General features: G+C 64.5%; 21 protein-coding genes. 6 read left to right on the top strand and 15 right to left on the bottom strand.

The window, feature by feature from the left end; translation table 11 throughout:
• Positions 1-23 precede the first annotated feature (23 nt).
• Both DEHOM01_RS00385 and DEHOM01_RS00380 read right to left on the bottom strand, forming a co-directional pair.
• Positions 24-404: a DUF3817 domain-containing protein gene (locus DEHOM01_RS00385; protein ID WP_016663906.1), complete on the bottom strand. Its 381-nt coding sequence runs from the start codon at positions 402-404 to the stop codon at positions 24-26.
• 35 nt (positions 405-439) lie between these two features.
• Positions 440-1,291, bottom strand: coding sequence for an SURF1 family protein (locus DEHOM01_RS00380; protein ID WP_061211017.1), 852 nt, complete (start codon positions 1,289-1,291; stop codon positions 440-442).
• A gap of 82 nt (positions 1,292-1,373) precedes the next feature.
• Between DEHOM01_RS00380 and pta the strand changes: the two genes are divergently transcribed.
• Together pta and DEHOM01_RS00370 are read left to right on the top strand one after the other, a co-directional pair.
• On the top strand, positions 1,374-3,434 hold the full coding sequence (gene pta, locus DEHOM01_RS00375; RefSeq protein ID WP_061211016.1) for a phosphate acetyltransferase: 2,061 nt from the start codon (positions 1,374-1,376) through the stop codon (positions 3,432-3,434).
• 38 nt (positions 3,435-3,472) lie between these two features.
• Positions 3,473-4,669 (top strand): acetate/propionate family kinase, encoded by a 1,197-nt coding sequence (locus tag DEHOM01_RS00370; protein ID WP_061211015.1) that lies wholly within the window; start codon positions 3,473-3,475, stop codon positions 4,667-4,669.
• Positions 4,670-4,746: 77 nt separating this feature from the next.
• Here the strand turns inward: DEHOM01_RS00370 and DEHOM01_RS00365 are convergent, their stop codons facing one another.
• A complete protein-coding gene (locus tag DEHOM01_RS00365) occupies positions 4,747-5,859 on the bottom strand; it encodes a GuaB3 family IMP dehydrogenase-related protein (protein WP_061211014.1) in 1,113 nt (370 codons plus the stop codon).
• A gap of 10 nt (positions 5,860-5,869) precedes the next feature.
• Positions 5,870-6,574, bottom strand: a complete 705-nt coding sequence (locus DEHOM01_RS00360) for an exonuclease domain-containing protein (RefSeq protein ID WP_061211013.1) — start codon at positions 6,572-6,574, stop codon at positions 5,870-5,872.
• Between the two features lie 90 nt (positions 6,575-6,664).
• Here DEHOM01_RS00360 and DEHOM01_RS00355 point away from each other — a divergent pair, with 90 nt between their 5' ends.
• Positions 6,665-10,042, top strand: a complete 3,378-nt coding sequence (locus DEHOM01_RS00355) for an ABC transporter ATP-binding protein/permease (RefSeq protein WP_061211012.1) — start codon at positions 6,665-6,667, stop codon at positions 10,040-10,042.
• A gap of 9 nt (positions 10,043-10,051) precedes the next feature.
• Here the strand turns inward: DEHOM01_RS00355 and guaB are convergent, their stop codons facing one another.
• From guaB to groES, 6 genes are all read right to left on the bottom strand, one after another.
• Positions 10,052-11,548, bottom strand: coding sequence for an IMP dehydrogenase (gene guaB / locus DEHOM01_RS00350; protein WP_061211011.1), 1,497 nt, complete (start codon positions 11,546-11,548; stop codon positions 10,052-10,054).
• Positions 11,549-11,557: 9 nt separating this feature from the next.
• Complete coding sequence (locus DEHOM01_RS00345) at positions 11,558-12,199, bottom strand: hypothetical protein (RefSeq protein ID WP_061211010.1); 642 nt, start codon at positions 12,197-12,199, stop codon at positions 11,558-11,560.
• Positions 12,192-13,169, bottom strand: a complete 978-nt coding sequence (locus DEHOM01_RS00340; protein WP_061211009.1) for a pseudouridine synthase — start codon at positions 13,167-13,169, stop codon at positions 12,192-12,194. The genes DEHOM01_RS00345 and DEHOM01_RS00340 overlap by 8 nt, the downstream gene beginning before the upstream one ends.
• A gap of 29 nt (positions 13,170-13,198) precedes the next feature.
• Complete coding sequence (locus tag DEHOM01_RS00335; RefSeq protein WP_156468267.1) at positions 13,199-13,942, bottom strand: hypothetical protein; 744 nt, start codon at positions 13,940-13,942, stop codon at positions 13,199-13,201.
• A 153-nt stretch (positions 13,943-14,095) separates the two neighbouring features.
• Positions 14,096-15,682 (bottom strand): chaperonin GroEL, encoded by a 1,587-nt coding sequence (gene groL, locus DEHOM01_RS00325; RefSeq protein WP_061211006.1) that lies wholly within the window; start codon positions 15,680-15,682, stop codon positions 14,096-14,098.
• 10 nt (positions 15,683-15,692) lie between these two features.
• Positions 15,693-15,989, bottom strand: coding sequence for a co-chaperone GroES (groES, locus tag DEHOM01_RS00320; RefSeq protein ID WP_016663894.1), 297 nt, complete (start codon positions 15,987-15,989; stop codon positions 15,693-15,695).
• A 448-nt stretch (positions 15,990-16,437) separates the two neighbouring features.
• Between groES and DEHOM01_RS09890 the strand changes: the two genes are divergently transcribed.
• Positions 16,438-16,611, top strand: coding sequence for a hypothetical protein (locus tag DEHOM01_RS09890; RefSeq protein ID WP_016663893.1), 174 nt, complete (start codon positions 16,438-16,440; stop codon positions 16,609-16,611).
• Between the two features lie 101 nt (positions 16,612-16,712).
• On the opposite strand, the gene DEHOM01_RS00315 is transcribed toward DEHOM01_RS09890, so the two are convergent.
• The 4 genes from DEHOM01_RS00315 to DEHOM01_RS00300 are packed head-to-tail and all read right to left on the bottom strand — an operon-like array spanning position 16,713 to position 19,535.
• A complete protein-coding gene (locus DEHOM01_RS00315; RefSeq protein ID WP_082738608.1) occupies positions 16,713-17,201 on the bottom strand; it encodes a molybdenum cofactor biosynthesis protein MoaE in 489 nt (162 codons plus the stop codon).
• The gene (locus tag DEHOM01_RS00310; RefSeq protein WP_061211005.1) at positions 17,198-17,692 is read right to left on the bottom strand and encodes a MogA/MoaB family molybdenum cofactor biosynthesis protein; all 495 of its coding nucleotides are present in this window, start codon (positions 17,690-17,692) and stop codon (positions 17,198-17,200) included. Before DEHOM01_RS00310 ends, DEHOM01_RS00315 begins: the two co-directional genes overlap by 4 nt.
• Entirely contained in the window at positions 17,689-18,216 is a 528-nt protein-coding gene (moaC, locus tag DEHOM01_RS00305; RefSeq protein WP_061211004.1) for a cyclic pyranopterin monophosphate synthase MoaC, read from the bottom strand. The genes DEHOM01_RS00310 and moaC overlap by 4 nt, the downstream gene beginning before the upstream one ends.
• Positions 18,213-19,535, bottom strand: coding sequence for a molybdopterin molybdotransferase MoeA (locus DEHOM01_RS00300; RefSeq protein ID WP_061211003.1), 1,323 nt, complete (start codon positions 19,533-19,535; stop codon positions 18,213-18,215). Before DEHOM01_RS00300 ends, moaC begins: the two co-directional genes overlap by 4 nt.
• A 100-nt stretch (positions 19,536-19,635) precedes the next feature.
• On the opposite strand from DEHOM01_RS00300, the gene DEHOM01_RS00295 reads away from it, so the two are divergent.
• Both DEHOM01_RS00295 and DEHOM01_RS00290 read left to right on the top strand, forming a co-directional pair.
• Positions 19,636-20,865 (top strand): GTP 3',8-cyclase MoaA, encoded by a 1,230-nt coding sequence (locus DEHOM01_RS00295; RefSeq protein WP_082738606.1) that lies wholly within the window; start codon positions 19,636-19,638, stop codon positions 20,863-20,865.
• A gap of 4 nt (positions 20,866-20,869) precedes the next feature.
• Positions 20,870-21,154: a MoaD/ThiS family protein gene (locus tag DEHOM01_RS00290; RefSeq protein WP_061211002.1), complete on the top strand. Its 285-nt coding sequence runs from the start codon at positions 20,870-20,872 to the stop codon at positions 21,152-21,154.
• A gap of 250 nt (positions 21,155-21,404) precedes the next feature.
• On the opposite strand, the gene DEHOM01_RS00285 is transcribed toward DEHOM01_RS00290, so the two are convergent.
• Entirely contained in the window at positions 21,405-21,653 is a 249-nt protein-coding gene (locus tag DEHOM01_RS00285; protein ID WP_156468265.1) for a putative endonuclease domain-containing protein, read from the bottom strand.
• Between the last annotated feature and the right edge of the window lie 135 nt (positions 21,654-21,788).

Genomic DNA, 21,788 nt, shown 5'->3' with positions numbered 1-21,788 from the left:
CGCTCTCCATCCTAATGCGCGTACTACTGGTCCGCCGCATCGCCGAGTGTGGGGCGCTCGGCGAGATCGCGCTCGACTTTGGCGTGGGTCCAGCGCTCGCCGAAGAAGCTCAGCACGGGAATCACGCCGAAGAACATGAGCAGGAGCATCCGTTCGAGGCCCCAGCGCATTTTGCTCCACAGGTCGAAGGCGAGCACGACGTAGATCATGTAGATGAGGCCGTGGATGGGGCTCCACGTCTTTGAAATCGTCGCCCACAGATCGCTCTGGCCCCCGTACACGAGGTAGCGCATGATCATGATCGCGACGAGCACGAGCAGCGCGATACCTTCCACGATCGAGGCGACCCGGAAGCGGGCCATCGACGTGCGGATTTGAGTGTCATTGAGCGGCTTGCGAGCCACGGGGCCTCCTTGCGGCATGGTTGGGGCGGTGGCGGCTAGTCCGAGGTTTCGCCGGCGAGCCGCGATTCGAGTTCGAGCCTACGCTCAGCCTGCTCATCAAGGTAGGTGGAGCGCACGCTTCGCCACCAGATGTAGAGGAAAAACACGCCGAAGAGGATCCACTGGAGCATGTATCCGAAGTTTTGGAGGTTGAGGCCACTAGTGAAGCTCGACTGTGCGGCGGGAAGCGGCCCGAGGTCGCGCCACGCGTCCGCAGCGGTTGCGCTCGCACCGTCGGACTCCCCCGGCCCGGCCATGTACTGACGCGCCTCGTTCGTGAGGGCCCCGTACCCGGCGAGCATGGGCCCCTCCCACACGTTCACGAGCAGGGTGGAGGAAAGCGTTCCGACGGTCGCCACGCCCCCATCGCCCTCGTGGCGCACGGTGCCGCTCGCCTCCTCGGAGGCCTCGAGGCGCACGACTATTTCATGCGAGCCGGTGGGCGGCTCGGGAAGGGTACCCCATTCGCTCGAGGGGGCGGTCGTGTAACCGCGCGCGACGGGGATGGATGTGCCGCGAAGCGGCCCTTTGGTGATGCGTGCGTTTGTGACGACGACGGCGGCGTCGTGGCCGTCGATCTCGCGGCCGGGCACGAGCACTTGCTCCGAGGGCACGAACTCCCCCGTGAATGACGCGAGACGCCCCTGGACCGCGTTTGTGACGGGTGCGTGCGCGTCCATGAGCTCCTCGATCGGGACGGGCGCGGCGGATTGCGTTTCATCGCGGGCGTCGAGGGCTCGCGTTGCTCGCTCGAACTGCCAGTTCGCGAGGAGACCGCACACGAGGGTCGCTGTTGCCATGAGGGCGAGTAGGCCCAGGAACTTGGGGCGGAGAGCGACGCGAAGCATTCCTTAAGTGTAGGCGTGAGATTGAACGAGTGGGCCCTTGGTTCCCGGGCAGCGTCCAACTGCTCGCCCTATCCTAGAAAGCGTGTCTCACAGTGTGTATGTAACCTCGTCAGAAGGACGCTCCGGCAAGTCCACCGTTGCCCTCGGCCTCCTTGAAGCCCTCGTCGCTACGTCAGAGAACGTCGCCGTGTTCCGGCCGATCATCGATTCGCGCCACGAGCGTGACGCCGCCGTTGAACTCCTTACTTCGCACCCGGGCATTAGCCAGGGCTACGACGAAGCACTCGGCGTCACCTACGACCTCGTGAACTCCAATCCCGAAAAGGCGCAGGAAGAGATCATGCGCCGCTATCAGGAGCTGCGCGAGAAGTACCAAGCGGTGCTCGTTCTCGGCTCTGACTACAACGGTCTCGCAAACCCCACCGAGCTCGCCTTCAACGCTTCCGTGGCCGCGAATATCGGCGCGCCGGTTGTGCTGGTCGTCAGCGCCCGCCGCCGCGATCCGCAGCAGGCCGCAACGGTCGCCCAGATCGCCTTCCACGAGTTCGCCCAGAACCACGCGACCCCCGTCGCCGTCGTCATCAACCGCGCCGCGGACGAGGACCTGCCCGCAAGCCGCGAAGAGATCGCGAAGGTTCTTCCCGAAGGCGTGATCACCGCTGCCCTTCCCGAATCGGACATCGTGTACTCGCCGAGCGTGAACGCTATCAAGGACGCCGTAAACGGCACGGTCGTCCAGGGTGCGCCGGAGCTTCTCGAGCGCGTTGCGCTCGACATCGTCGTGGCCGCGATGGGCCTTCCGAATGTGCTCAAGAACCTCCACGAGTCGAGCACCGTGATCGCCCCCGGCGATCGCTACGATCTCATCCAGGGCATCCTCATGTCGCAGCAGTCGGGCACGTTCCCGTCGCTCAGCTCGCTCGTGCTCACGGGCGGTTACGACCTTCCCGAGGAAATCAAGGCCCTCGGCACGGGTGACCTGCCGATCATCGTGACGGAGGAGAATACCTTCGAGGCCGCCGTTGCCGCGAGCAACATCGACGGCAAGCTCACCTCGACGCCGCAAAAGATCGATGCGGCCCGCCGTCTCGTCGCCGAAAATTTCGCGATGACCGAACTCATTTCGGCGCTCAACCTCGCAAAGAGCGACGTCGTGACACCGATGATGTTCCAGTTCGACCTCATTGCCCGCGCGCAGGGTGAAAAGAAGACGATCGTGCTTCCCGAGGGCGATGAGCCGCGCATCATCGCAGCCGCCGAGGCGATCCTCAGCCGCGGCGTTGCAAACCTCGTGCTTCTTGGAGACGAGACCGCGATCCGTCAGAAGGCTGCACAGCTCGGCCACGACATCGCCGAAGCCCGCATCGTGTCCCCGCACGATGAAGAGCTCGTCGAGAAGTTTGCCGAAGAGTTTGCGCGTCTTCGCGCAAAGAAGGGCGTGACCCTCGATCAGGCGCGAGACACCGTTCAGGACGTCTCCTACTTCGGGACGATGATGGTCCACATGGGCTACGCCGACGGCATGGTCTCCGGCGCGGTCAACTCGACTGCCCACACGATCCGCCCCGCGCTTCAGATCATCAAGACGAAGCCGGGCGCGAAGGTCGTCTCCTCCGTGTTCCTCATGGCGCTCGAGGATCGCGTTCTCGTGTACGGCGACTGCGCCGTGAACCCTGACCCGACCGCCGAGCAGCTCGCCGACATCGCCGCTCAGTCCGCCGCAACGGCAGACCAGTTCGGCGTGGATCCGCGGATTGCGATGCTCTCGTACTCGACGGGCACAAGCGGTTCGGGGGCCGACGTCGACAAGGTTCGTGAGGCGACCGCGCTCGTGAAGGAAAACCACCCCGACCTGAACGTCGAGGGCCCCATCCAGTACGACGCCGCCGTGGACGCCTCGGTCGCGAAGACCAAGCTTCCCGATTCGGCCGTTGCTGGCCGCGCGACCGTGTTCGTGTTCCCCGATCTCAACACCGGTAACAACACGTACAAGGCAGTGCAGCGCTCCGCCGGAGCGATCGCGATCGGCCCCGTCCTGCAGGGACTCAACAAGCCTGTCAACGACCTTTCGCGCGGCGCGCTCGTCGAGGACATCATCAACACCGTCGTGATCACCGCGATCCAGGCGCAGAACCAGAACTGACGGGCGAGACGCCCCACCTGACTACGAACGGAGAAACCGTGACCAACAGCAACGTTCTCGTGATCAACTCGGGTTCGAGTTCGATTAAATTCCAGCTCATCGACCCGACCTCGAATCACGTGACCGCGTCCGGCATCGTCGAGCGCATCACGCTGCCCACGGGCAACGCGTCGATCGAGGCCGGAGACAAGGAAGAAACGTGGGAAGGCGCGATTCCCGACCACGTTAAGGGCATGCAGGTCGTCGAGGAGCTCTTCGCGAAGGTTGGCGTTGAGCTGACCGAGGAGACCGTGAGCGCCGTTGGCCACCGCGTTGTCCAGGGCGGCGCGGTGTTCCCCGAAGCCACCCTCGTCACTGACGAGGTCCGCGACCAGATCCACGAACTCGGTGCCCTCGCTCCCCTGCACAACTACGCGGCGGTGGACGGCATCAACGGTGCACGCGCGCTCCTGCCGAACCTTCCCCACGTCGTCGTTTTCGACACGTCGTTCTTCACGCAGCTTCCGCCCGAGGCATACACGTATGCGATCAACAAGGAGATCGCCGAGCAGTACAAGATTCGCCGCTATGGTGCACACGGCACCTCCCACGAGTTCATTTCCTCTCGCGTGCCGGGATTCCTCGGCCGCGAAGGCGAGGATCTCCGCCAGATCGTCCTGCACCTCGGCAACGGCGCTTCTGCCTCCGCCGTCAAGAACGGCAAGCCCGTTGATACCTCGATGGGACTCACCCCGCTCGAGGGCCTCGTCATGGGCACCCGCTCGGGCGACATCGACCCGTCGGTGTATGCGCTCCTCAGCCGCCAGGCCGGCATGGATCCCGCCGAGGTCGACACGCTGCTCAACAAGAAGTCGGGCCTCATGGGCCAGCTCGGAATGAGCGACTTCCGCGACATCACCGCCGCCGTGGAATCCGGCGACGAGAACGCGAAGCTCACGCTCGGCATGTGGGCCCACCGCGTCAAGAAGTACGTGGGTGCCTACGCTTTCATCCTCGGTGGTCTCGACGTCATCACGTTCACCGCGGGCATCGGCGAGAATGCTTCGCTTGCCCGCTCGAGCGCCCTCGAAGGCCTCGAGGAGTTCGGCATCATTCTTGACGAAGAAGCGAACGCGCAGCGCAAGAAGGAGCCGTGGATCATCTCGGCGCCCGAATCGAAGGTCACCGTGCTCGTGTACCCCACGAACGAGGAGCTCGCGATCGCGCAGCAGACCCTCGCGGTTGCGCGCGGCTAACAGCCTCCACACGGCTCACATTGCCGTACAAAAATGGGGCTCGCCACCAAAGGCGAGCCCCATTTTTCTTTCGAAGATTAGCGGGTCGTCACGACCTCAACCCTCTGGAATTCCTTGAGGTCCGTGTAGCCGGTCGTCGCCATCGCGTGGCGAAGCGCGCCGACGAGGTTCGTGGTGCCATCGGCAGAAAGGCCGGGGCCGAACAGGATCTGCTCGAGCGGCGCGACCTGACCGACCTCCACGCGGTGACCGCGCGGCATCGTGGGGTGGTGTGCCTCGCTGCCCCAGTGGAAGCCGCCGCCGGGGGCTTCCGTGGCTCGTGCGAGCGCGGCACCGACCATGAGACCGTCGGCCCCGCACGCGATAGCCTTCACGATGTCACCGCTACGGCCGAGGCCACCGTCGGCGATCACGTGCACGTAGCGGCCGCCCGATTCGTCCATGTAGTCCCTGCGGGCCGCGGCGACGTCCGCGACGGCGGAGGCGAGCGGCACCGAAATGCCGAGGGTTTCCCACGTCGTCTGGCTTGCTCCACCGCCGAAGCCCACGAGAACGCCCGCCGCACCCGTGCGCATGAGGTGGAGGGCCGCTGTGTAGGTTGCGCAGCCGCCCACGATGACGGGGACGTCGAGCTCGTAGATGAAGCGCTTGAGGTTGAGCGGTTCGCGGTTGCCCGAGACGTGCTCGGCGCTCACGGTGGTGCCGCGAATGAAGAAGATGTCGACGCCCGCATCGACAACGCTCTTCCAGTGTTCCTGCGTGCGCTGCGGCGAAAGGGAACCAGCCGCGACCACGCCGGCCTCGCGTAGCTGCGTGATGCGCTCACGGATGAGGCCCGGCTTGATCGACTCCGAGTAGATCTCGCGGATGCGGTGGTGAACATCCTTCGGGTCGAGGCGCGCAATCTCCTCCAAGAGCGGCGTGGGGTTCTCGTAGCGAGTCCACAGGCCCTCGAGATCGAGCACGCCGAGCCCGCCGAACTGGCCGAGTTGGATCGCCGTTTCGGGGCTCATCACGGAATCCATGGGGGCCGCGAAGATCGGGATGTCGAAGTGGTAGGCATCGACCTGCCACGAGGTTGAGACATCCTCCGGATCCCGCGTGCGGCGGGAGGGCACCACGGCTACATCGTCGAGGCCGTAGGTGCGACGGCCTCGCTTATTGCGTCCAATTTCGATTTCGTTCTGCACGGTTTCCAGTCTACAGAGGCCATACGGGATTGACGTCTGGTGTTTTGCCCTGCCGCTTGAGATAGTCGATGAAGTTTTCGGCCCATGCGCGGTGAAGCTCGATTTGCTTCTTATGGAGCTCGGCGAGTTCGCTTTCGGCAATGACCGTGTGCTTCTTGGCCATGGCGCGCAGAACATCGAGGGTCATGGATACATCGACATCTGCCGTGTGCATGTTCCCCTCGGGCTCCTCGATCCCGTACACCTCCATGAGGGTCGACAGGTTGCGCTTACCCTTGCGGTAGCGATCCAGCCCGCGATCGAGCACGAGCGGATCGACGACAGGCGCGATGGCGCGGCCGAGGCGATCCTCGATCGTGGGCAGGCCGTTGCGGCTCAGCTCCGCTTCGATGATCGAAAGATCGAAGCCGCCGTTAAACGCGACGATCGGCGCGCCCTGCTCAAGGCACTCAACGATGCGCACCGCTATTTCCTCAAGAGCGGGCGCGGGCTCCATGCCGTAGGCGCACGCGTGTTCCGTGGAGATGCCGTGCACGCGCGAGGCCTGCTCGGGAATCTCCACGCCCGGGTTGATGAGCCACGTCGCGACAGTTTCGCCTTCGCGACCCGGCCCCGTGGAGAACACGAGGGCTGCGGTCACGATGCGATCATTCGCGGTATCCGTGCCGGTGGTTTCCGTATCAAAGCCCAGCATCGGGCCGTCAATCCAACTCATGTCACAAGCCTACGTCGGGGTGGGACATTTAAACGTGGCCGGCCGTAGGATGAGGAAAGACCCCCTCCGCGCGAGCAACCATGGAGAGCCGTGCTCGAACTGCACAACATCACCAAGTCCTACACGACGGGCACCTTTACCCAGGTCGCGCTTGCCGGCGTGAGCGTCGCGTTTCGTGACAACGAGTTCGTCGCGATCCTCGGCCAATCCGGATCTGGCAAAACCACGATGCTCAACGTGATTGGCGGCCTCGACCACTTCGACTCCGGCGACCTCGTGATCGACGGTATCTCGACGAAAAACTTCAAGGACCGCGACTGGGATCGCTACCGCAACAACCGCATCGGTTTCGTTTTCCAGAGCTACAACCTCATCCCCCACCAAAGTGTCCTTGCGAACGTTGAGCTCGCTCTCACACTCTCGGGCGTCGGACGGTCCGAGCGCCGTGAACGCGCTCTCGATGCCCTCGCCAAAGTGGGCCTTGGCGAACACGTGCACAAGAAACCGAGCCAGCTTTCCGGCGGGCAAATGCAGCGAGTCGCTATTGCACGCGCCCTCATCAACGACCCCGAGATTCTTCTCGCCGACGAGCCCACGGGTGCCCTCGACTCCGCCACGTCCGTGCAGGTCATGGACCTTCTTCGCGAGGTCGCGAGCGATCGCCTCGTCATCATGGTCACTCACAACCCCGAGCTCGCCCACGAATACGCAACCCGCGTCGTCGAGTTTGCCGACGGCCACGTCGTCGGTGATTCCGATCCCTTCGACCCGGCCCTCGAGGAGACGCGCGAAGCGAAACCCACGCGCAACACCCGCATGGGGCCGCTCACGGCACTCATGCTCAGCTTCAACAACCTCATGACGAAAAAAGGCCGCACGATCATGACCTCGTTCGCGGGCTCGATCGGCATCATCGGTATCGCCGCGATTCTCGCGCTCGCGAACGGCGTCAACAGCTACATCGCCAAAACCGAGGAAAACGCTCTCGCGAACTACCCGCTCAGTATCCAAAAAACGGGGGTCTCGATGGAATCGGGACTCGCGAACGCCAAGCCCAAAGGCGAAGAAAAAGCGAACACGGTGCGCGCCGTTGAGATGTACACGCGCTCCATGAACTCGACGAGCACCAACGATCTCGCCTCCCTCAAGAAGTATTTCGACGCCAACGGAGGAGGAATCAACTCCTACGTCAAGGCGATCGAATACTCGTATGCAGCCGAACCCCAGATCTACGCGCTCGGCACCGACAAACCCGTGCAAGTCCACCCTGAACAGGCGTTTTCTCAATACTCGGGAGGCTTCTCGCTCAGCCCCGCGAGCGCAATGTTCTCGATGGACGCCTTCCGTCAGCTTCCCGAAAACACCGCGCTCTACACCTCGAAATACCGGGTCCTCGACGGCCGCTGGCCAACAAACGCGCACGAACTCGTGCTCGTTCTCGACGAAAATGGCCGAATGCCCGATCTATACGAGTACACACTCGGCCTCAAGGACCACGCGAAACTCGACGAAATGATGGAGAACACGCAGGCTGGCCGAGCATCGGGAGATTCCGACCGCACCTCGGGAGACAAGAACTCCACAAAACCCGGCGAGTACACCTACGACCAGATCATCGGCACCGAGTTCTCGCGCGTCAACGCCTTCGAGACCTACACCCACAACGACGACACCGGCACGTGGATCGACCGCAGCGGCGATGCCGACTTCATGCGCGAGAAGATCGAAAAAGGCGAGCGCCTCACGATCGTCGGCATCGTGCGCCCCAACGAAGGCGAGGACATGGGCGCGCTCCAGCAGGGCATCTCCTACCTCCCCGCCCTCACGGACCAGGTCATCACCGAAGCTGCCCAGTCGGAGATCGTCCACGAGCAGCGGGCGCATCCCGATGTCGACGTTTTCACTGGAAAGACATTCGACGAACTCAAAAACGACGATCAGGGCGACGACTTTGACATGAGCTCCCTGTTTACGGTCGACCAGGAGAAGATCCGCGGCGCATTCCAGATCGACGAGTCGAAACTCCAGATGGACCTCAGCGGTCTCGATCTCAGCTCGATGCCTGCACCGAACTTCGATCCGGGCGCACTCGATATGAGCGACCTTGATCTTTCGAGCCTCGACCCGGGCGCGGCAACCGTCGGACCCCCAACCGTGAAACCCCAGGACCTCGACCTTGCCGGCCTCACCGCGCGCTACCCCCAGCTCGCCGATATCGACCTCCAGGGCGCGCTCGCGAAGGCGCTTGAGGGCGACGTGATCCGGCCCGGTGCCGGCGCGTACCTCAGCGGCGAGGCGGGCGCGCTCATCCAGGGCTTTCAGGAGTACTACGCGGCGCATGCGGATTCCGACGGCGACCAGATTCCCGATCGGGACACGGCCGAGGTCGTGCTTGAGTACATGCAGACCGACGAGGTCAAAGGGAAACTAGACGAGATTTCGAACTCCGACAAGGTGGTCGATCGCGCGCTACTTGAACAGCAACTTTTCGAGGCCCTCGGCGACGATCCGGCCCTCAAGGACGTTTCCTCCGCGGTCAGCAACGATCTCTCGAGCGCCATCGCCGAGCAGCTCTCCACCCAGCTAGGCGGCGCCCTCGCAAGCCAAATTCAACAGGCCATCGGCGGGTATTTGACGAACGCGATCGGCTCCATGATGCAGGAATACATGAGCGCACTCCAGGGCGAGATTGAACGCCAGATCAATGACGCGATGTCCACGATGGGCGAGAATTTCGCGAATGCCATGAGTGTCGATCCGGAGAAATTCGCCGATGCGTTCGAAATGAACATGGACAAGGAAGAGCTCGCTGCGTTCATGTCGACGATGGTGTCGACGCGCGCGGCAAGCTACGAGGACAATCTCGAAAAGCTCGGCTGGGCAGACCGCACGAGTCCCGATCAAGTCGATATTTACCCGGCGAGTTTCAAGGACAAGGACAAGGTCAAGGCCATTCTCGACTCCTACAACGCGCAGGCCAAGGCGCGGGGCGAGAAGAAGAAGGAGATCGTCTACACCGACATGGTGGGGATGCTCATGAGCTCGGTGACGAGCATTATCAACGTGATCACGTGGATGCTCATCGCCTTCGTGTCGATCTCGCTCGTGGTCTCGTCGATCATGATCGCGATCATCACCTACATTTCCGTGCTTGAGCGGCGTAAGGAAATTGGCATCCTGCGTGCGGTAGGGGCGTCAAAGGCCGACGTCCGCCACGTGTTCAATGCGGAAACGGTCATCGAGGGGCTTCTCGCGGGCCTTATTGGTGTGGGCATCACGCTTCTGCTGTGCATTCCAGCGAACATCATCGTTGAGCAGAAATTCGACGTCGAGAATATTGCGAGCCTCCCGCCACTAGCGGGAGTGATCCTCGTGGGAATCTCGGTGCTGCTCACCGTACTGGCGGGCGTGATCCCCTCGGGGAGGGCGGCGCGACAGGACCCGGTCGAGGCCCTGCGCGCCGAATAGCCCCAGGCTTTAGCGGGCGCGGTAGTTCGGCGCCTCGACGATCTGCGCCATGTCGTGCGGGTGTGATTCCTTGAGACCAGCCGCGGTGATGCGCACGAACTTGCCGCGCTCCTTGAGCTCGGGGATCGTGTGGGCGCCCACGTAGAACATCGACTGTGCGAGGCCGCCCGTCAGCTGGTGCACGACGGTGCCGAGCGCGCCCTTGTAGGCGACGGTTCCCTCGATGCCCTCGGGCACGATCTTGTCGTCGGTCTCGACATCCGCCTGGAAGTAGCGGTCCTTCGAGAAGGACTTTTTGCCGCGCGAGGCCATCGCGCCGAGCGAGCCCATGCCGCGGTAGCTCTTGAACTGCTTGCCGTTCATAAGGATCACCTCGCCGGGCGACTCGGCGGTGCCCGCCAGGAGCGAGCCGAGCATCACGGTATCGGCGCCGGCAACGAGGGCCTTCGCGATGTCGCCCGAGTACTGCAGGCCACCATCGCCAATGAGGGGAACACCCGCGCTCTTGCATGCCTTCGAGGCTTCATAAATGGCGGTGATCTGCGGGACGCCGACGCCGGCGACGACGCGAGTCGTGCAGATCGAGCCCGGGCCCACGCCAACCTTGACGGCATCCACGCCCGCGTCAATCAGGGCCTGGGCACCTTCGCGGGTCGCGACGTTGCCGCCGATGATCTGAACGCCGTCGAAGGCCTTATCAGCCTTGAGTCGGCGAATCATGTCGAGGGCGAGGCGCGCGTGACCATTCGCGGTGTCGACCACGAGCACGTCGACGCCCGCGTCGCGCAGCGCTCCGGCGCGCTCGTAGGAATCGCCAAAGAAGCCCACGCCCGCGCCGATCAGCAGGCGCCCCTCGGCGTCCTTCGAGGCATTCGGGAACTGCTCGCTCTTGACGAAGTCCTTGACGGTGATGAGACCCGTGAGCGTCCCGTTCTCGTCGACGAGGGGAAGGCGTTCGCGCTTGTGCTTGCGCAGCAGCGCCGTTGCTTCGTCGCGGCTCACATCGATGGGTGCCGTGTACACCTCGCGGGTCATGACGTCCGCAACCTTCGTGCTCGCCCACTCGGCGACGGGAATGAAGCGCAGGTCGCGGTTCGTGCAGATACCGAGAAGCTTCCCGTGTTCATCGACGACGGGCAGGCCCGAAACTCGGTAGTTGCCGCACGTCGCATCGAAGTCCTCGAGAGTCGCCTCCGGACCGATGGTCACGGGATTCGGGATGCGACCGGTCTGGGTACGCTTCACGAGGTCGACCTGGTGGGCCTGATCCTCAATCGAAAGGTTGCGGTGGAGGATGCCAATGCCGCCGAGGCGCGCCATCGCAATCGCCATGCGAGCCTCGGTCACGGTGTCCATCGCGGCGGAGGCGAGGGGCACCCTCAAGCTAATCTCGCGCGTGAGGCGCGAGGTCGTATCAACATCGCTGGGAATGACGTCCGTCTCCCCGGGGAGAAGCAGCACGTCGTCGTAGGTAAGGCCAACAAAACCGAAGGGATCATTCGTCATGATCCAACCTTAGCGCCGCCTCCTTGCCAGTTGCTTCCTGCGCGCATCAAATGCTTCAAGAAACACGTGCGGATCCTCGAATTCGCCGCGCCACGCCATCCCGTACTTCTTCGCAAGAGCGCGGTTCTCCCAGGACTTTCGCGCGGCTCGGTCACGTGCGAGCAACTGCGGGCGAGATACCCCCTCCCCCGCAAATACACTCCCCTCGAATTCGGCGATTCCCTCGTAACTGCGGTCGTCCCAGCCGCTATAGGGGATGAGCAAGCGTCGGGCCCCCTCCCCCGCCTCCAGCGCCGTGACACCCTGAGGCCGAAAGTCCGGAACCACCGCCTGGACGTGCGCGACCGCAAGATGCTGCCGGCCCCGGCGGACCTCGCCCGCAACCGGGTCCCACCAGGTAGTTCTGTGCACGCACGCGAGCACGGCGAGCATGAGCAGCGCGAGCAGGGCCCAGCCCGCACACCACGCGAGCGGGAGCGACACAAACCATGGCCAACCGCTGATACGCCCCACATACAGGCCCGTGACCGGAAGGAACAGCGCGGCAAGGAGCGGCGCTCCCCACTTGAGCCACGGCACTAGGCGCGCGACGAAGGTCGGGCCGAGCGCGATCCGGCCACCTTTCACACGCGGCTCAATGCGCTCAGTCATCTCCCGGCACCTCCGGCGGCCACCACTCGAACCGACGCTCCTTGCCCGTCACCGGATCAGTGAACGCCATGAGCACGCTCCACAGGGCGAGAGGCTCACTCACGTCCCGTCGTGACCGCTCCCCCGTCGCGGGATCGGGCGGGGGCGCGGGATACAGTTCGTCCCCCACAATCGGCAAGCCCACGTGTGCAAGGTGCACGCGCAGCTGGTGGGTGCGGCCAGTATGCGGTACCAGGCTCACGAGACTCCGACGGCTCTCCGCCTCACGCCGCATCATCCGCACGCTCGTCCACGCCTCTTTCCCATGCGGGTCAATGTGCGCCCAGAGATCACCGTGCCGTTTCGCGATGGGTTCGCGGATCTCGATCGGGCCGCGCTCGAGTTCGGCAAGCGTCGGCCCCTCCCCCGACACCCACGCCACGTACCGCTTTTGCACTTCCCCGCGCGCGAAGAGCTGCTGGTAGGCGCCCCGCTCCTGCGGAATCTTCGAGAGCACGAGGATCCCGCCGGTCTGCTTATCAAGCCGGTGAATCGGCGAGAGATCGGGAAGCCTATGCGCGACTCGCAGCCGCACAAGGGCACTGCGGCGAATGTGCTCGCCGCGCGGAATGCTCGCCATCGTGCGCGGCTTCGCGACCACGAGCAGATGCTCGTCCTCGTACACGATCGGAATCTCGGCCGGCTCGAAAGGTTCCGGCGCGAGCTCCCGGTGGAAAAATACTTCGCGCGCACGCTCCATCGGCTCCTGGGCTGACCATGCGGCGCCATGCTGGTCCACGACCTCGCCCTCGGCGAAACGCGCACCGAGGTCACGCGCCTCAGGCGAACCGAGCGCAGGGAATCGTTCCAGCAGCACCTCGCCTACCGGACGGCCCACCTCGCGTGGCGCCGCCACCACCCTCACGGCATCGAGCCCAGCCCTCTGCGGCAAAGGCGGGCGGGCAAAACGCTTCGTACGGCGGGCAGGCATGGCTCCATTGTGCCAAGGAACCGGTGGCTTCAGATCCCCCAGATCATGAAGGTCAGCACATTGTGCGCGGCGTAGAACGCGACAATCGCGAGCACGAACATGTTCGGGTGACGATCGATGACCGTCAGCGAGCCGGGCATCATGCGGGCAAGCTCACCGGGGCGCGCATGATCAATATGGTCGATTTTGACGCCGTGAGCCTCGGCTTCGCGCACGAGAATTGACTGCGCCCGCGTGCCGTAAAACGCGCCCGAGAGGTTCGCAACGCGGCTCGTACTCGAGCGCATAATGAGGGCGGCATCGAAGGCATCGACCTCGGATTCCACGGGGTCACGGGGTTCTTTCCCGCGGTAGATGTCGCGCACGAGCCAAATTCCCGAAAGCGCACTCCAGCGCGCCGAACGCGGGATGCGGAAGAGCCCTCGAACCTTGATCCGATCGTCATGAAGGATCACGCACTGGCTGACGATACGCAGCACCCCGATGAGCGCAAGAGCCACGACGCCGAACCACACGTAAAGCGGCAGGGTGAACCAGTGATCGCGAAACAGTCGCGGATCACTCCAGAGGCCCTGGCCGATGAAACTGATGCCCACGAGAAATTCAAGAAGAACCGTGAACACGATCGCCGCAAGGAGCGAGGCGCTCATGGCCGCGGGGCTCGGCCGCATGACAATCTTGTGCGGCTTGCCGTTGTGTCTCGTCGTCACATCCTGCGTGGGGCGCTCACCCCTGGGCGTGCTGCGCGATGGTGAGTGGAACGCTGCGCTCATGCGGCCCCCTCTCCCTCTCGCGAGTCTCGGCAGTTCGGGCTTCGGTGTGCGTGGGCGCGCGTGGCGCGTTTTGGGTGCACTCCGCTAAGAATACGCCCCGCTTCTCGAGAAACCTCAAGGAGCGGGGCGCATGAGATGGGGGCCGACGATTGACTACTCTTCGTCGTCCTCGCGCTTGTCAACGACGAGGGTCTCGGTCGTCAGAACGAGGCCCGCGATCGAGGCGGCGTGGCGCAGGGCGCTGCGCGTCACCTTGACCGGGTCGATGATGCCAGCGTCGACGAGGTCGACGTATTCGCCGGTCGCAGCGTTGAGGCCGGTGCCCACCGGGGACTCCTTGACCTTCTCGACTACGACGTAGCCCTCTTCACCGGCGTTCTCGGCGATCCAGCGCAGCGGCTCAGCAACGGCCTTGGCGACGGCGCGAACGCCGACGGCCTCGTCACCCTCGAGCCCGAGATCATCGGCGAGGACGGTCGCGGCCTGGACGATGGCCGAGCCACCGCCAGCGACGATGCCTTCTTCGATCGCGGCACGCGTTGCGGCGACCGCGTCTTCGATGCGCATCTTCTTTTCCTTGAGCTCGACCTCGGTGTGCGCGCCAACCTTGATGACGGACACGCCGCCCGAGAGCTTCGCAAGGCGCTCCTGGAGCTTCTCGCGGTCCCACTCGGAATCGGTGTTCTCAATTTCGGCCTTGATCTGCTGGACGCGATCGGAAACGGCTTCAACGTCACCGGCGCCGCCCACGATGGTCGTGTTGTCCTTCGTGATGACGACGCGCTGTGCGGTGCCGAGCTGGCTGAGCTCGGTCGTCTTGAGGTCGAGGCCGAGATCCGGCGTGATGACCTCGGCGCCCGTGAGGATCGCGATGTCCTGCATCATGGCCTTGCGGCGGTCGCCGAAGGCGGGAGCCTTCACAGCGGCGCCCTTGAAGGAGCCGCGCAGCTTCGAGACCACGAGGGTTGCGAGAGCTTCGCCCTCGACGTCCTCGGCGATCACGAAGAGGGGCTTGCCGGACTCCACAGCCTTCTCGAGCACGGGCAGGAACTCCTGCACGTTCGAGATCTTGCCCTGGTTAATGAGCACGTAGGCGTCTTCGAGAACAACTTCCTGACGATCGGGGTCGGTCACGAAGTGCGGGGAGATGAAGCCCTTGTCGAACTGCATACCCTCGGTGAAGTCGAGCTCGAGCGCCGTCGTCGAGGACTCCTCGACCGTGATGACGCCGTCCTTGCCAACCTTGTCGAATGCCTCGGCAAGGAGCTCACCGATCTCGGCATCCTGCGACGACACGGTCGCGACGGAAGCGGTCTGCTCCTTCGAATCGATGTCGATCGCGATCTCGCCGAGCTTCTCGCTGAGGGCTTCGACAGCCTTCTCCATGCCGCGCTTGAGCGCCGCGGGGGCAGCACCCGAAGCAACGTTGCGCAGACCCTCGTGCACGAGCGCCTGGGCGAGAACGGTTGCGGTTGTCGTGCCGTCACCGGCAACATCGTTGGTCTTGGTCGCGACTTCCTTCGCGAGCTGAGCGCCGAGATCCTCGTAAGGATCATCAAGCTCGACCTCGCGGGCGATCGTCACGCCGTCGTTCGTGATGGTGGGGGCGCCCCACTTCTTGTCGAGGACGACATTGCGGCCCTTGGGGCCAAGCGTCACCTTGACGGTGTCCGCGAGCTTGTCGACGCCGCGCTCAAGCGCGCGACGCGCCTCCTCGTCGTAAATGATTTCTTTTGCCACGGTGAGCCTTTCAGCCTTCGATGATTGCGAGAACGTCGCGCTGGCTCAGGACGAGGTATTCCTCGGAGCCGTACTTCAGCTCGGTGCCGCCGTACTTCGAGAAGACGACCTTGTCGCCGACCTTGACGTCCATGGGGATGCGAGCACCCTTGTCGTCGAAGCGGCCTTCGCCAACGGCGACGACCTCGCCCTCCTGGGGCTTTTCCTTGGCGGTGTCGGGGATGATCAGGCCCGAAGCAGTCACCTGCTCGGCTTCGAGCGGGCGGACGACGACACGGTCCTCGAGGGGCTTAATGGAGACCGACATGCGACCTCACTCCTTCTTTAATCAATGTGAAGTTGACGGGTGTGCCACGGTGGGATGCTCGTCGTCGCGGTGCCGAGCAACCCGGCGCACCTTTGGCACTCTCACGCTGAGACTGCCAACGGATCAAGACTAGTGTGCCCGTTAGCACTCGTCAAAGCTGAGTGCCAGCTTTACGCGGAGCGCAAACCCCCACAACTCCTATGCAATTCAGGTGATTCAGGTGGGTGGGATTCGGGTCAAAATGGGGCCTAGGTCCCATAAGCCCGTGGCTTTTACGTCACATATCCGGCATACCGGAACCCGGGTTCCGTATCACACGAGCTGCTCTAGCGCGATTTTGTGTCCACTTCATAAGATTGAAGCACGTGAGAAACCAGCGGTGGAGAGCGCTCTACCGCCACTTTTCGCGCACAAATTAGGTACCACCGGTAGTGAGGACACACCCAAAATGACCATCATCCGCTCAATCTTCAAGACCTTCGAAAACCTCGCCGATCACATGGTTGGACAGGACGTCGAAAGACACAACACGGTTCACAAGAACCGACTTGGCGGCGACTTTGCGGCAATCGCACAGGCCCGAAGCAGCCAGGGCTCGACAACCCTCGGTCTCGGCCGCTAAATCCCCCAACCTCACCTACCGAACGCCCCGCGCGCCGCTCCTACGAGCGCAGCAGCGCCGGGCGTTTATTCATGCCCAAAAACCGAAGGTCGGGACGCTCCTCAGCCGATCGCGGCAACCCACTCGTGGGTACCGTCGGAAAAATACTGGTCCTTCCAAATCGGAACGCGCGCCTTCACCTCATCCACGAGATCCGCACACGCCTCGAACGCGCGCGCCCGGTGGGGAGCTGCGACTGCAGCAACGAGCGCCGAATCGCCCACCTCAAGAGCACCGTGGCGGTGGCTTGCGGCGACGAGAACATCCGCGTAGCGCTCGGCGATCGTGCGCACCACATCGGCCATGACCTCGCTCGCGCTCGGGTGTGCTTCGTAGGCGAGACGCACAACCCCGCGTCCCTCATCGTGGTCGCGCACGAGCCCGTCGAAGGTCACGAGCGCGCCGCAGCGCCGATCCTCGACACAACGGACCATGTCAGCGACGGCGACCGCCTCGCCACTCACGCTCGCGTGACGCACGCGGTCCTCGACGCCGCCGAGGTGCGGGTCGCGCTCATCCTGCACTGCTTTCACGTCTTTCCCGTCGCTCATTCGTGACCTCCCCCATCGCGCTGGCGCAGCACGTGCTCGACAATGGGCTCGAGCACCGCCATACCGTCCTTCACTCCACCGCGGGAGCCGGGCAGATTCACCACGAGAGTGCGACCGGCGAAACCGGCAAGCCCCCTGCTCACTACCGCGTACGGCGTCGATTCTCGTCCCTTGAGTCGCAAAGCTTCCGCAATCCCGGGGATCTCTCGCGTGAGGTGGGGGCGCGTTTGTTCCGGCGTGACATCGCTCGGCGTGAGGCCGGTGCCTCCCGTCGTGATCGCGAGATCCACACCCGAGGAGATGGCGTCTGCAAGGGCGCAGCCAACGTCGGGCCCATCCGGAACCACCGTGACGCCACACCCGCGAAACCCGCACCGTTCAAGCCACGCGGAGAGCACGGGTCCCGTGAGGTCCTCGTATTCGCCGCGAGCCGCACGCGTCGAGGCGACGATCACGCGCGCTGACCAGCCGCGCTCCCCCACACAATTCACCGCGCACCGCCCTTGTCGCCGCGCGCGACGGCACGGTCCCAATCGCCGCTCTTACCCCCGGACTTCGCGAGAACCTTGACGTCGCCGATTACCGCGAGGTGATCGACGGCCTTCACCATGTCGTACACCGTGAGCGCCGCAACGCTCGCCGCCGTGAGCGCCTCCATTTCGACACCCGTCTTCCCCTCGGTCTTGACGCGCGCGCGAACCTCGATCACCTCGAGAGCGATCCGCGCGAAGTCCACGGTGACCTTGGTAATGGGAAGCGGGTGGCACAGCGGGATCAGCTCGTGTGTGCGTTTGGCCGCCATGATGCCCGCAACTCGGGCGACGCTGAGCGCCTCCCCCTTGGGCAGCTCGCCTGCGAGAACCCGGTCGATCACGTCAGCGCGGCTCGTCAGGGTCGCACTCGCGACAGCCTCGCGGGTCGTGACGGCTTTGCCCGACACATCGACCATGTGGCTCGAACCGTCGGAGCGCACGTGCGTAAGAGGGCTGCTATCGCCACTGTTGACACTGGTCATCGAAGAATCATCACCTCATGAATGTCACCGTCGGCCACGCGCGTGACCTCCGGGGGAATAAGCACGAGCGCATCGCTCAGGGCGAGAGCGCCCACGAGATGCGAACCAGGGCCGCCCACGAGCTTCACGGTCGAGTCAGAGTTGAGCCGAGCACGCCGCACCTGCACGAGCCCCTCCGGGGAAGGCTCGCTCGTGCCGGTTTGCGTGCGCACCGGCAGGTGCACACGCGCGCGCGACGGAGCTGCGAGGGCATCGCGAACGAACATCTCGAGGCTCACGTACGCCGAAACCGGGTTGCCGGGTAGCGCGATCCACGCGACCTCGCCATGCTCCGCCGCGAGAATACCGAGGCCCTGCGGCCCTCCCGGCTGCATCGCAACCTTGTCGAACGCGAGGCGCAGCGGCGAGGCTGCCATCTGGGCCGCCTGGCGAATCGGTTCGACGGCCCCCGCACTCACCCCGCCGGTCGACACGACAAGATGCGCCCGGGCACGCGCGCATGCCGCACCCACGTCATCGAGAAGCGCAAGCGGATCATCCGGCACACGAAGCCTGGCGCACACCTCGATCCCCGCGTCTTCAAGCGCCGCGGCCACGAGGAAGGAGTTCGCATCAAAAATGCGCCAGTCGCCCGGCTCCGGCTCCCCCGGCTCACGCAATTCACTGCCCGTCGAGACCACAACGGCGCGCAGCCGCTCGCGCACCTCCACTTCGGCCACGCCAACGGAAGCGAGGTGCCCGATCAGGCGCGCAGTCAGCACCTGGCCCGCCCGCGCGACCACGTCGCCGCGTTCGGTGTCGCTTCCCGCGGGGCGCACGAAACGCCCCTCGGTGCGGTGCTCGGGGACAAGGGTAAACTTGAGGTCCGACGGTTGCTGGCCGACGTCGGATTCTTCCTTCGTCCGCTGGGAGAAGCGACCGACCGCGGTCTCTTCGACGGGGATCACGGCGTTCGCACCCGCGGGGATGGGGGCGCCCGTCATGATGGGACGGGCCGTTCCCAGCTCGAGCATCGAGGGCTCTTCGCCCGCCGCAATGAGAGGGCCGAGCGGGAGTGTGATCGGGGCTCCATCGGTGGTTGAGGCGAGGCTTTCGACGTTGAGTGCGAAGCCGTCCATCTGCGAGTTTGCGACGGGAGGCACATTCACGGGCGAGGTCACGTCGCGGGAGAGGGTGCGGCCTCGGGCACGTTCAAGGCCGACGGTTGCCACGCCCGGGGCGTGTGGCGAATCCAGCACGGCGCCCACGAGCTCGCGAAGGCTCCGCCGGTGCTCGGCGAGAGGGATGCGACCAGGCGCGAGGTGCGAGTCTTGCTCCACGGTGGTGTTCCTTCCTCGTGTGGCCAGGGCCTCTAGGGTAGCGCGCGAAAGTCCCCTAAGCTGGTGTGACACCTCTTTGCCGTTCCCCGTAAAGGAGAGCATGTCGATCGATCTCGGGATGCCGAAGCCCCGCGCCATGGACCCCATCGAGGAAGCGCCCTCGACCGAGGGACGCCCCGCAACGGGCGCGCTCATCGACACCTTCGGGCGTACGGCACGCGACCTGCGCATCTCCCTCACGGACTTCTGCAACCTCCGCTGCACCTACTGCATGCCCGAGGCCGGCCTCCAATTCCTAAAGAAACCGCAGCTCATGAGCGTCGAGGAGGTCGCGCGGTTCGTCCGCATCGGCGTGGAGGAGCTCGGAATCCGGGAAGTGCGGTTCACGGGCGGCGAGCCGCTCACGCGAAACGACCTCGCCGACATCATCGCCGAAGTCGCCACCCTCGACCCCCCGCCCGACATCTCGCTCACGACCAACGCAATCGGCCTCGAAAAACGCGCCGAAGGACTCGTAGCTGCGGGCCTTGACCGCATCAACATTTCGCTCGATTCGGCGCACTCCGAAACGTTTGAGGCAATGACTCGCCGCCCATTCCTCCACCGCGTCCTCGAGGGCATCGAGGCCGCACGCGCAGCCGGGCTGAGTCCCATCAAAATCAACGCCGTTCTCCAACCCGGCGCGAACGAGCACGAAGCGGCCGAGCTCCTCGCGTGGTGCCTCGAGCGCGGCCTCGAACTGCGCTTCATCGAATACATGCCGCTCGATGGCGCCGGCCGCTGGAACCGCGAGCGCATGGTAACCGCCGACGACGTGTGGCAGCTGCTCAGCCCCTACTACGTTCTGCACCCCGTGCGCGAGGTTCGCGGCGGGGCACCCGCCGAAAAATTCGATGTATGGCCGCGAGAAGGCGTCGCGGGCCCGGGAGCGCCGGGCACGATCGCCAGGGCGCTCAAGGAGCGTGGCATCGACCCCGCCGACACGCGCGCGGTGTCGCGGATCCTACCGCCACCGCCCGGCGAGCCGTTCGTCGAAACGTGCGACCGGCCGGGCGCCGAGGCGCTCGGAACCGTCGGAATTATCGCCTCCGTTACCCGCTCGTTCTGCGCGGACTGCACCCGCACGCGCCTTACCGCCGAGGGCCGCGTGCGCACGTGCCTGTTCTCGCACACCGAGACGGACCTCCTCGGCCTCATGCGCTCCGGCGCGAGCGACGAGGCCATCGCCGATCGATGGCGCGCCGCCCAATGGGGGAAGCAGGCTGGCCACGGCATGGAACGCAGCGACTTTGTTCAACCCGAGCGGCCCATGAGCGCCATTGGAGGATAGACGCATGACTGAAAAAACCACCGCCGACGTTCGCTTTTTTGCCGGCGCGGCCCATGCCTTCGGCACGAGTGAGCAACGGGTCGAGTTCGAAGGGACGACCCTCGGGGACCTGCTCGAAGCACTGCGGTCCGGCGCCATTTCGGAGGCGGGGCCCGACGCCGAAGCGGTACTTGGCCGCTGCAGCTTCCTTGTTAATGCGGTGAGCGAGAACGATCCGAAGGCGCGCCTCGTCGCGGGCGAGAGCGGCACCATCAGGGTGGACGTGCTGCCGCCGTTCGCGGGCGGCTGAGGGTTAGCCCGTTCGTGGCTTCCCCCGAACCGCAGCCCCTTCGGGCAGGACCTCTGCAGCTCCCCTGGCCCCTCCGCCCCCACTCCGGGCGGGTCTTCGCAGCCCCTCTGTCTCTTCCGCAGCGACTCCGAGCACCCCTCCTTGCCCTAGGAAACTAAACCCAACGTTTGTGGCGCTTTTCGGCGCCATACCACCACAAACGTTGGGTACAGATCCCTATCCAACCCCTGCCCGTCTCGCTTGGCCGCTGCTACGACCGCGTCGGGCCGCACGCAATTCTCGTCCTGCGCCTCAGCGCTCTCTGCGCAACCGCTGCCGCACGAGAATTCCCAAGCGCCCTCATCACCACATCATCGGGGACGTTGAGCGGAAGTAGCGGCAGGTCACGGATATGGAGGCGGAACACCTCGAGACCGCGATCCGCGTACACGAAGTCCTTTGCCCGATCCCGCTCGACCGCGTCGAGCGTGCGGTGGTAGTCACCGTCGTACTCGCCCACAACCCGCTCCCTTTCCCAAAGAAAATCCGGCGAGCACACGATGCGTCCACGTTCGTCGAGAATCGGGACATTGAGACGCGGCTCTTTGAGCCCCGCAAAGACCATCGCGAGCCGTGCGCGACTCTCCTGTGCGGA

Source organism: Dermabacter hominis NBRC 106157 (assembly GCF_001570785.1).
GTDB classification, from domain to species: Bacteria; Actinomycetota; Actinomycetes; order Actinomycetales; family Dermabacteraceae; genus Dermabacter; species Dermabacter hominis.
The sequence above is the reverse complement of the archived record's forward strand: the minus strand, read 5'-3'. Positions and strand labels throughout refer to the sequence as shown.

Bases quoted from the DNA above. Each gene is read 5' to 3' on its own strand.
- DEHOM01_RS00340 (WP_061211009.1), bottom strand. From the start codon at position 13,169: ATGCCTGCCCGCCGTACGAAGCGTTTTGCCCGCCCGCCTTTGCCGCAG.
- DEHOM01_RS00335 (WP_156468267.1), bottom strand. From the start codon at position 13,942: ATGAGCGCAGCGTTCCACTCACCATCGCGCAGCACGCCCAGGGGTGAG.
- DEHOM01_RS00290 (WP_061211002.1), top strand. From the start codon at position 20,870: ATGACTGAAAAAACCACCGCCGACGTTCGCTTTTTTGCCGGCGCGGCC.
- DEHOM01_RS09890 (WP_016663893.1), top strand. From the start codon at position 16,438: ATGACCATCATCCGCTCAATCTTCAAGACCTTCGAAAACCTCGCCGAT.
- DEHOM01_RS00345 (WP_061211010.1), bottom strand. From the start codon at position 12,199: ATGACTGAGCGCATTGAGCCGCGTGTGAAAGGTGGCCGGATCGCGCTC.
- DEHOM01_RS00380 (WP_061211017.1), bottom strand. From the start codon at position 1,291: ATGCTTCGCGTCGCTCTCCGCCCCAAGTTCCTGGGCCTACTCGCCCTC.
- DEHOM01_RS00315 (WP_082738608.1), bottom strand. From the start codon at position 17,201: ATGAGCGACGGGAAAGACGTGAAAGCAGTGCAGGATGAGCGCGACCCG.
- DEHOM01_RS00295 (WP_082738606.1), top strand. From the start codon at position 19,636: ATGTCGATCGATCTCGGGATGCCGAAGCCCCGCGCCATGGACCCCATC.
- moaC (WP_061211004.1), bottom strand. From the start codon at position 18,216: ATGACCAGTGTCAACAGTGGCGATAGCAGCCCTCTTACGCACGTGCGC.
- guaB (WP_061211011.1), bottom strand. From the start codon at position 11,548: ATGACGAATGATCCCTTCGGTTTTGTTGGCCTTACCTACGACGACGTG.
- groES (WP_016663894.1), bottom strand. From the start codon at position 15,989: ATGTCGGTCTCCATTAAGCCCCTCGAGGACCGTGTCGTCGTCCGCCCG.
- DEHOM01_RS00360 (WP_061211013.1), bottom strand. From the start codon at position 6,574: ATGAGTTGGATTGACGGCCCGATGCTGGGCTTTGATACGGAAACCACC.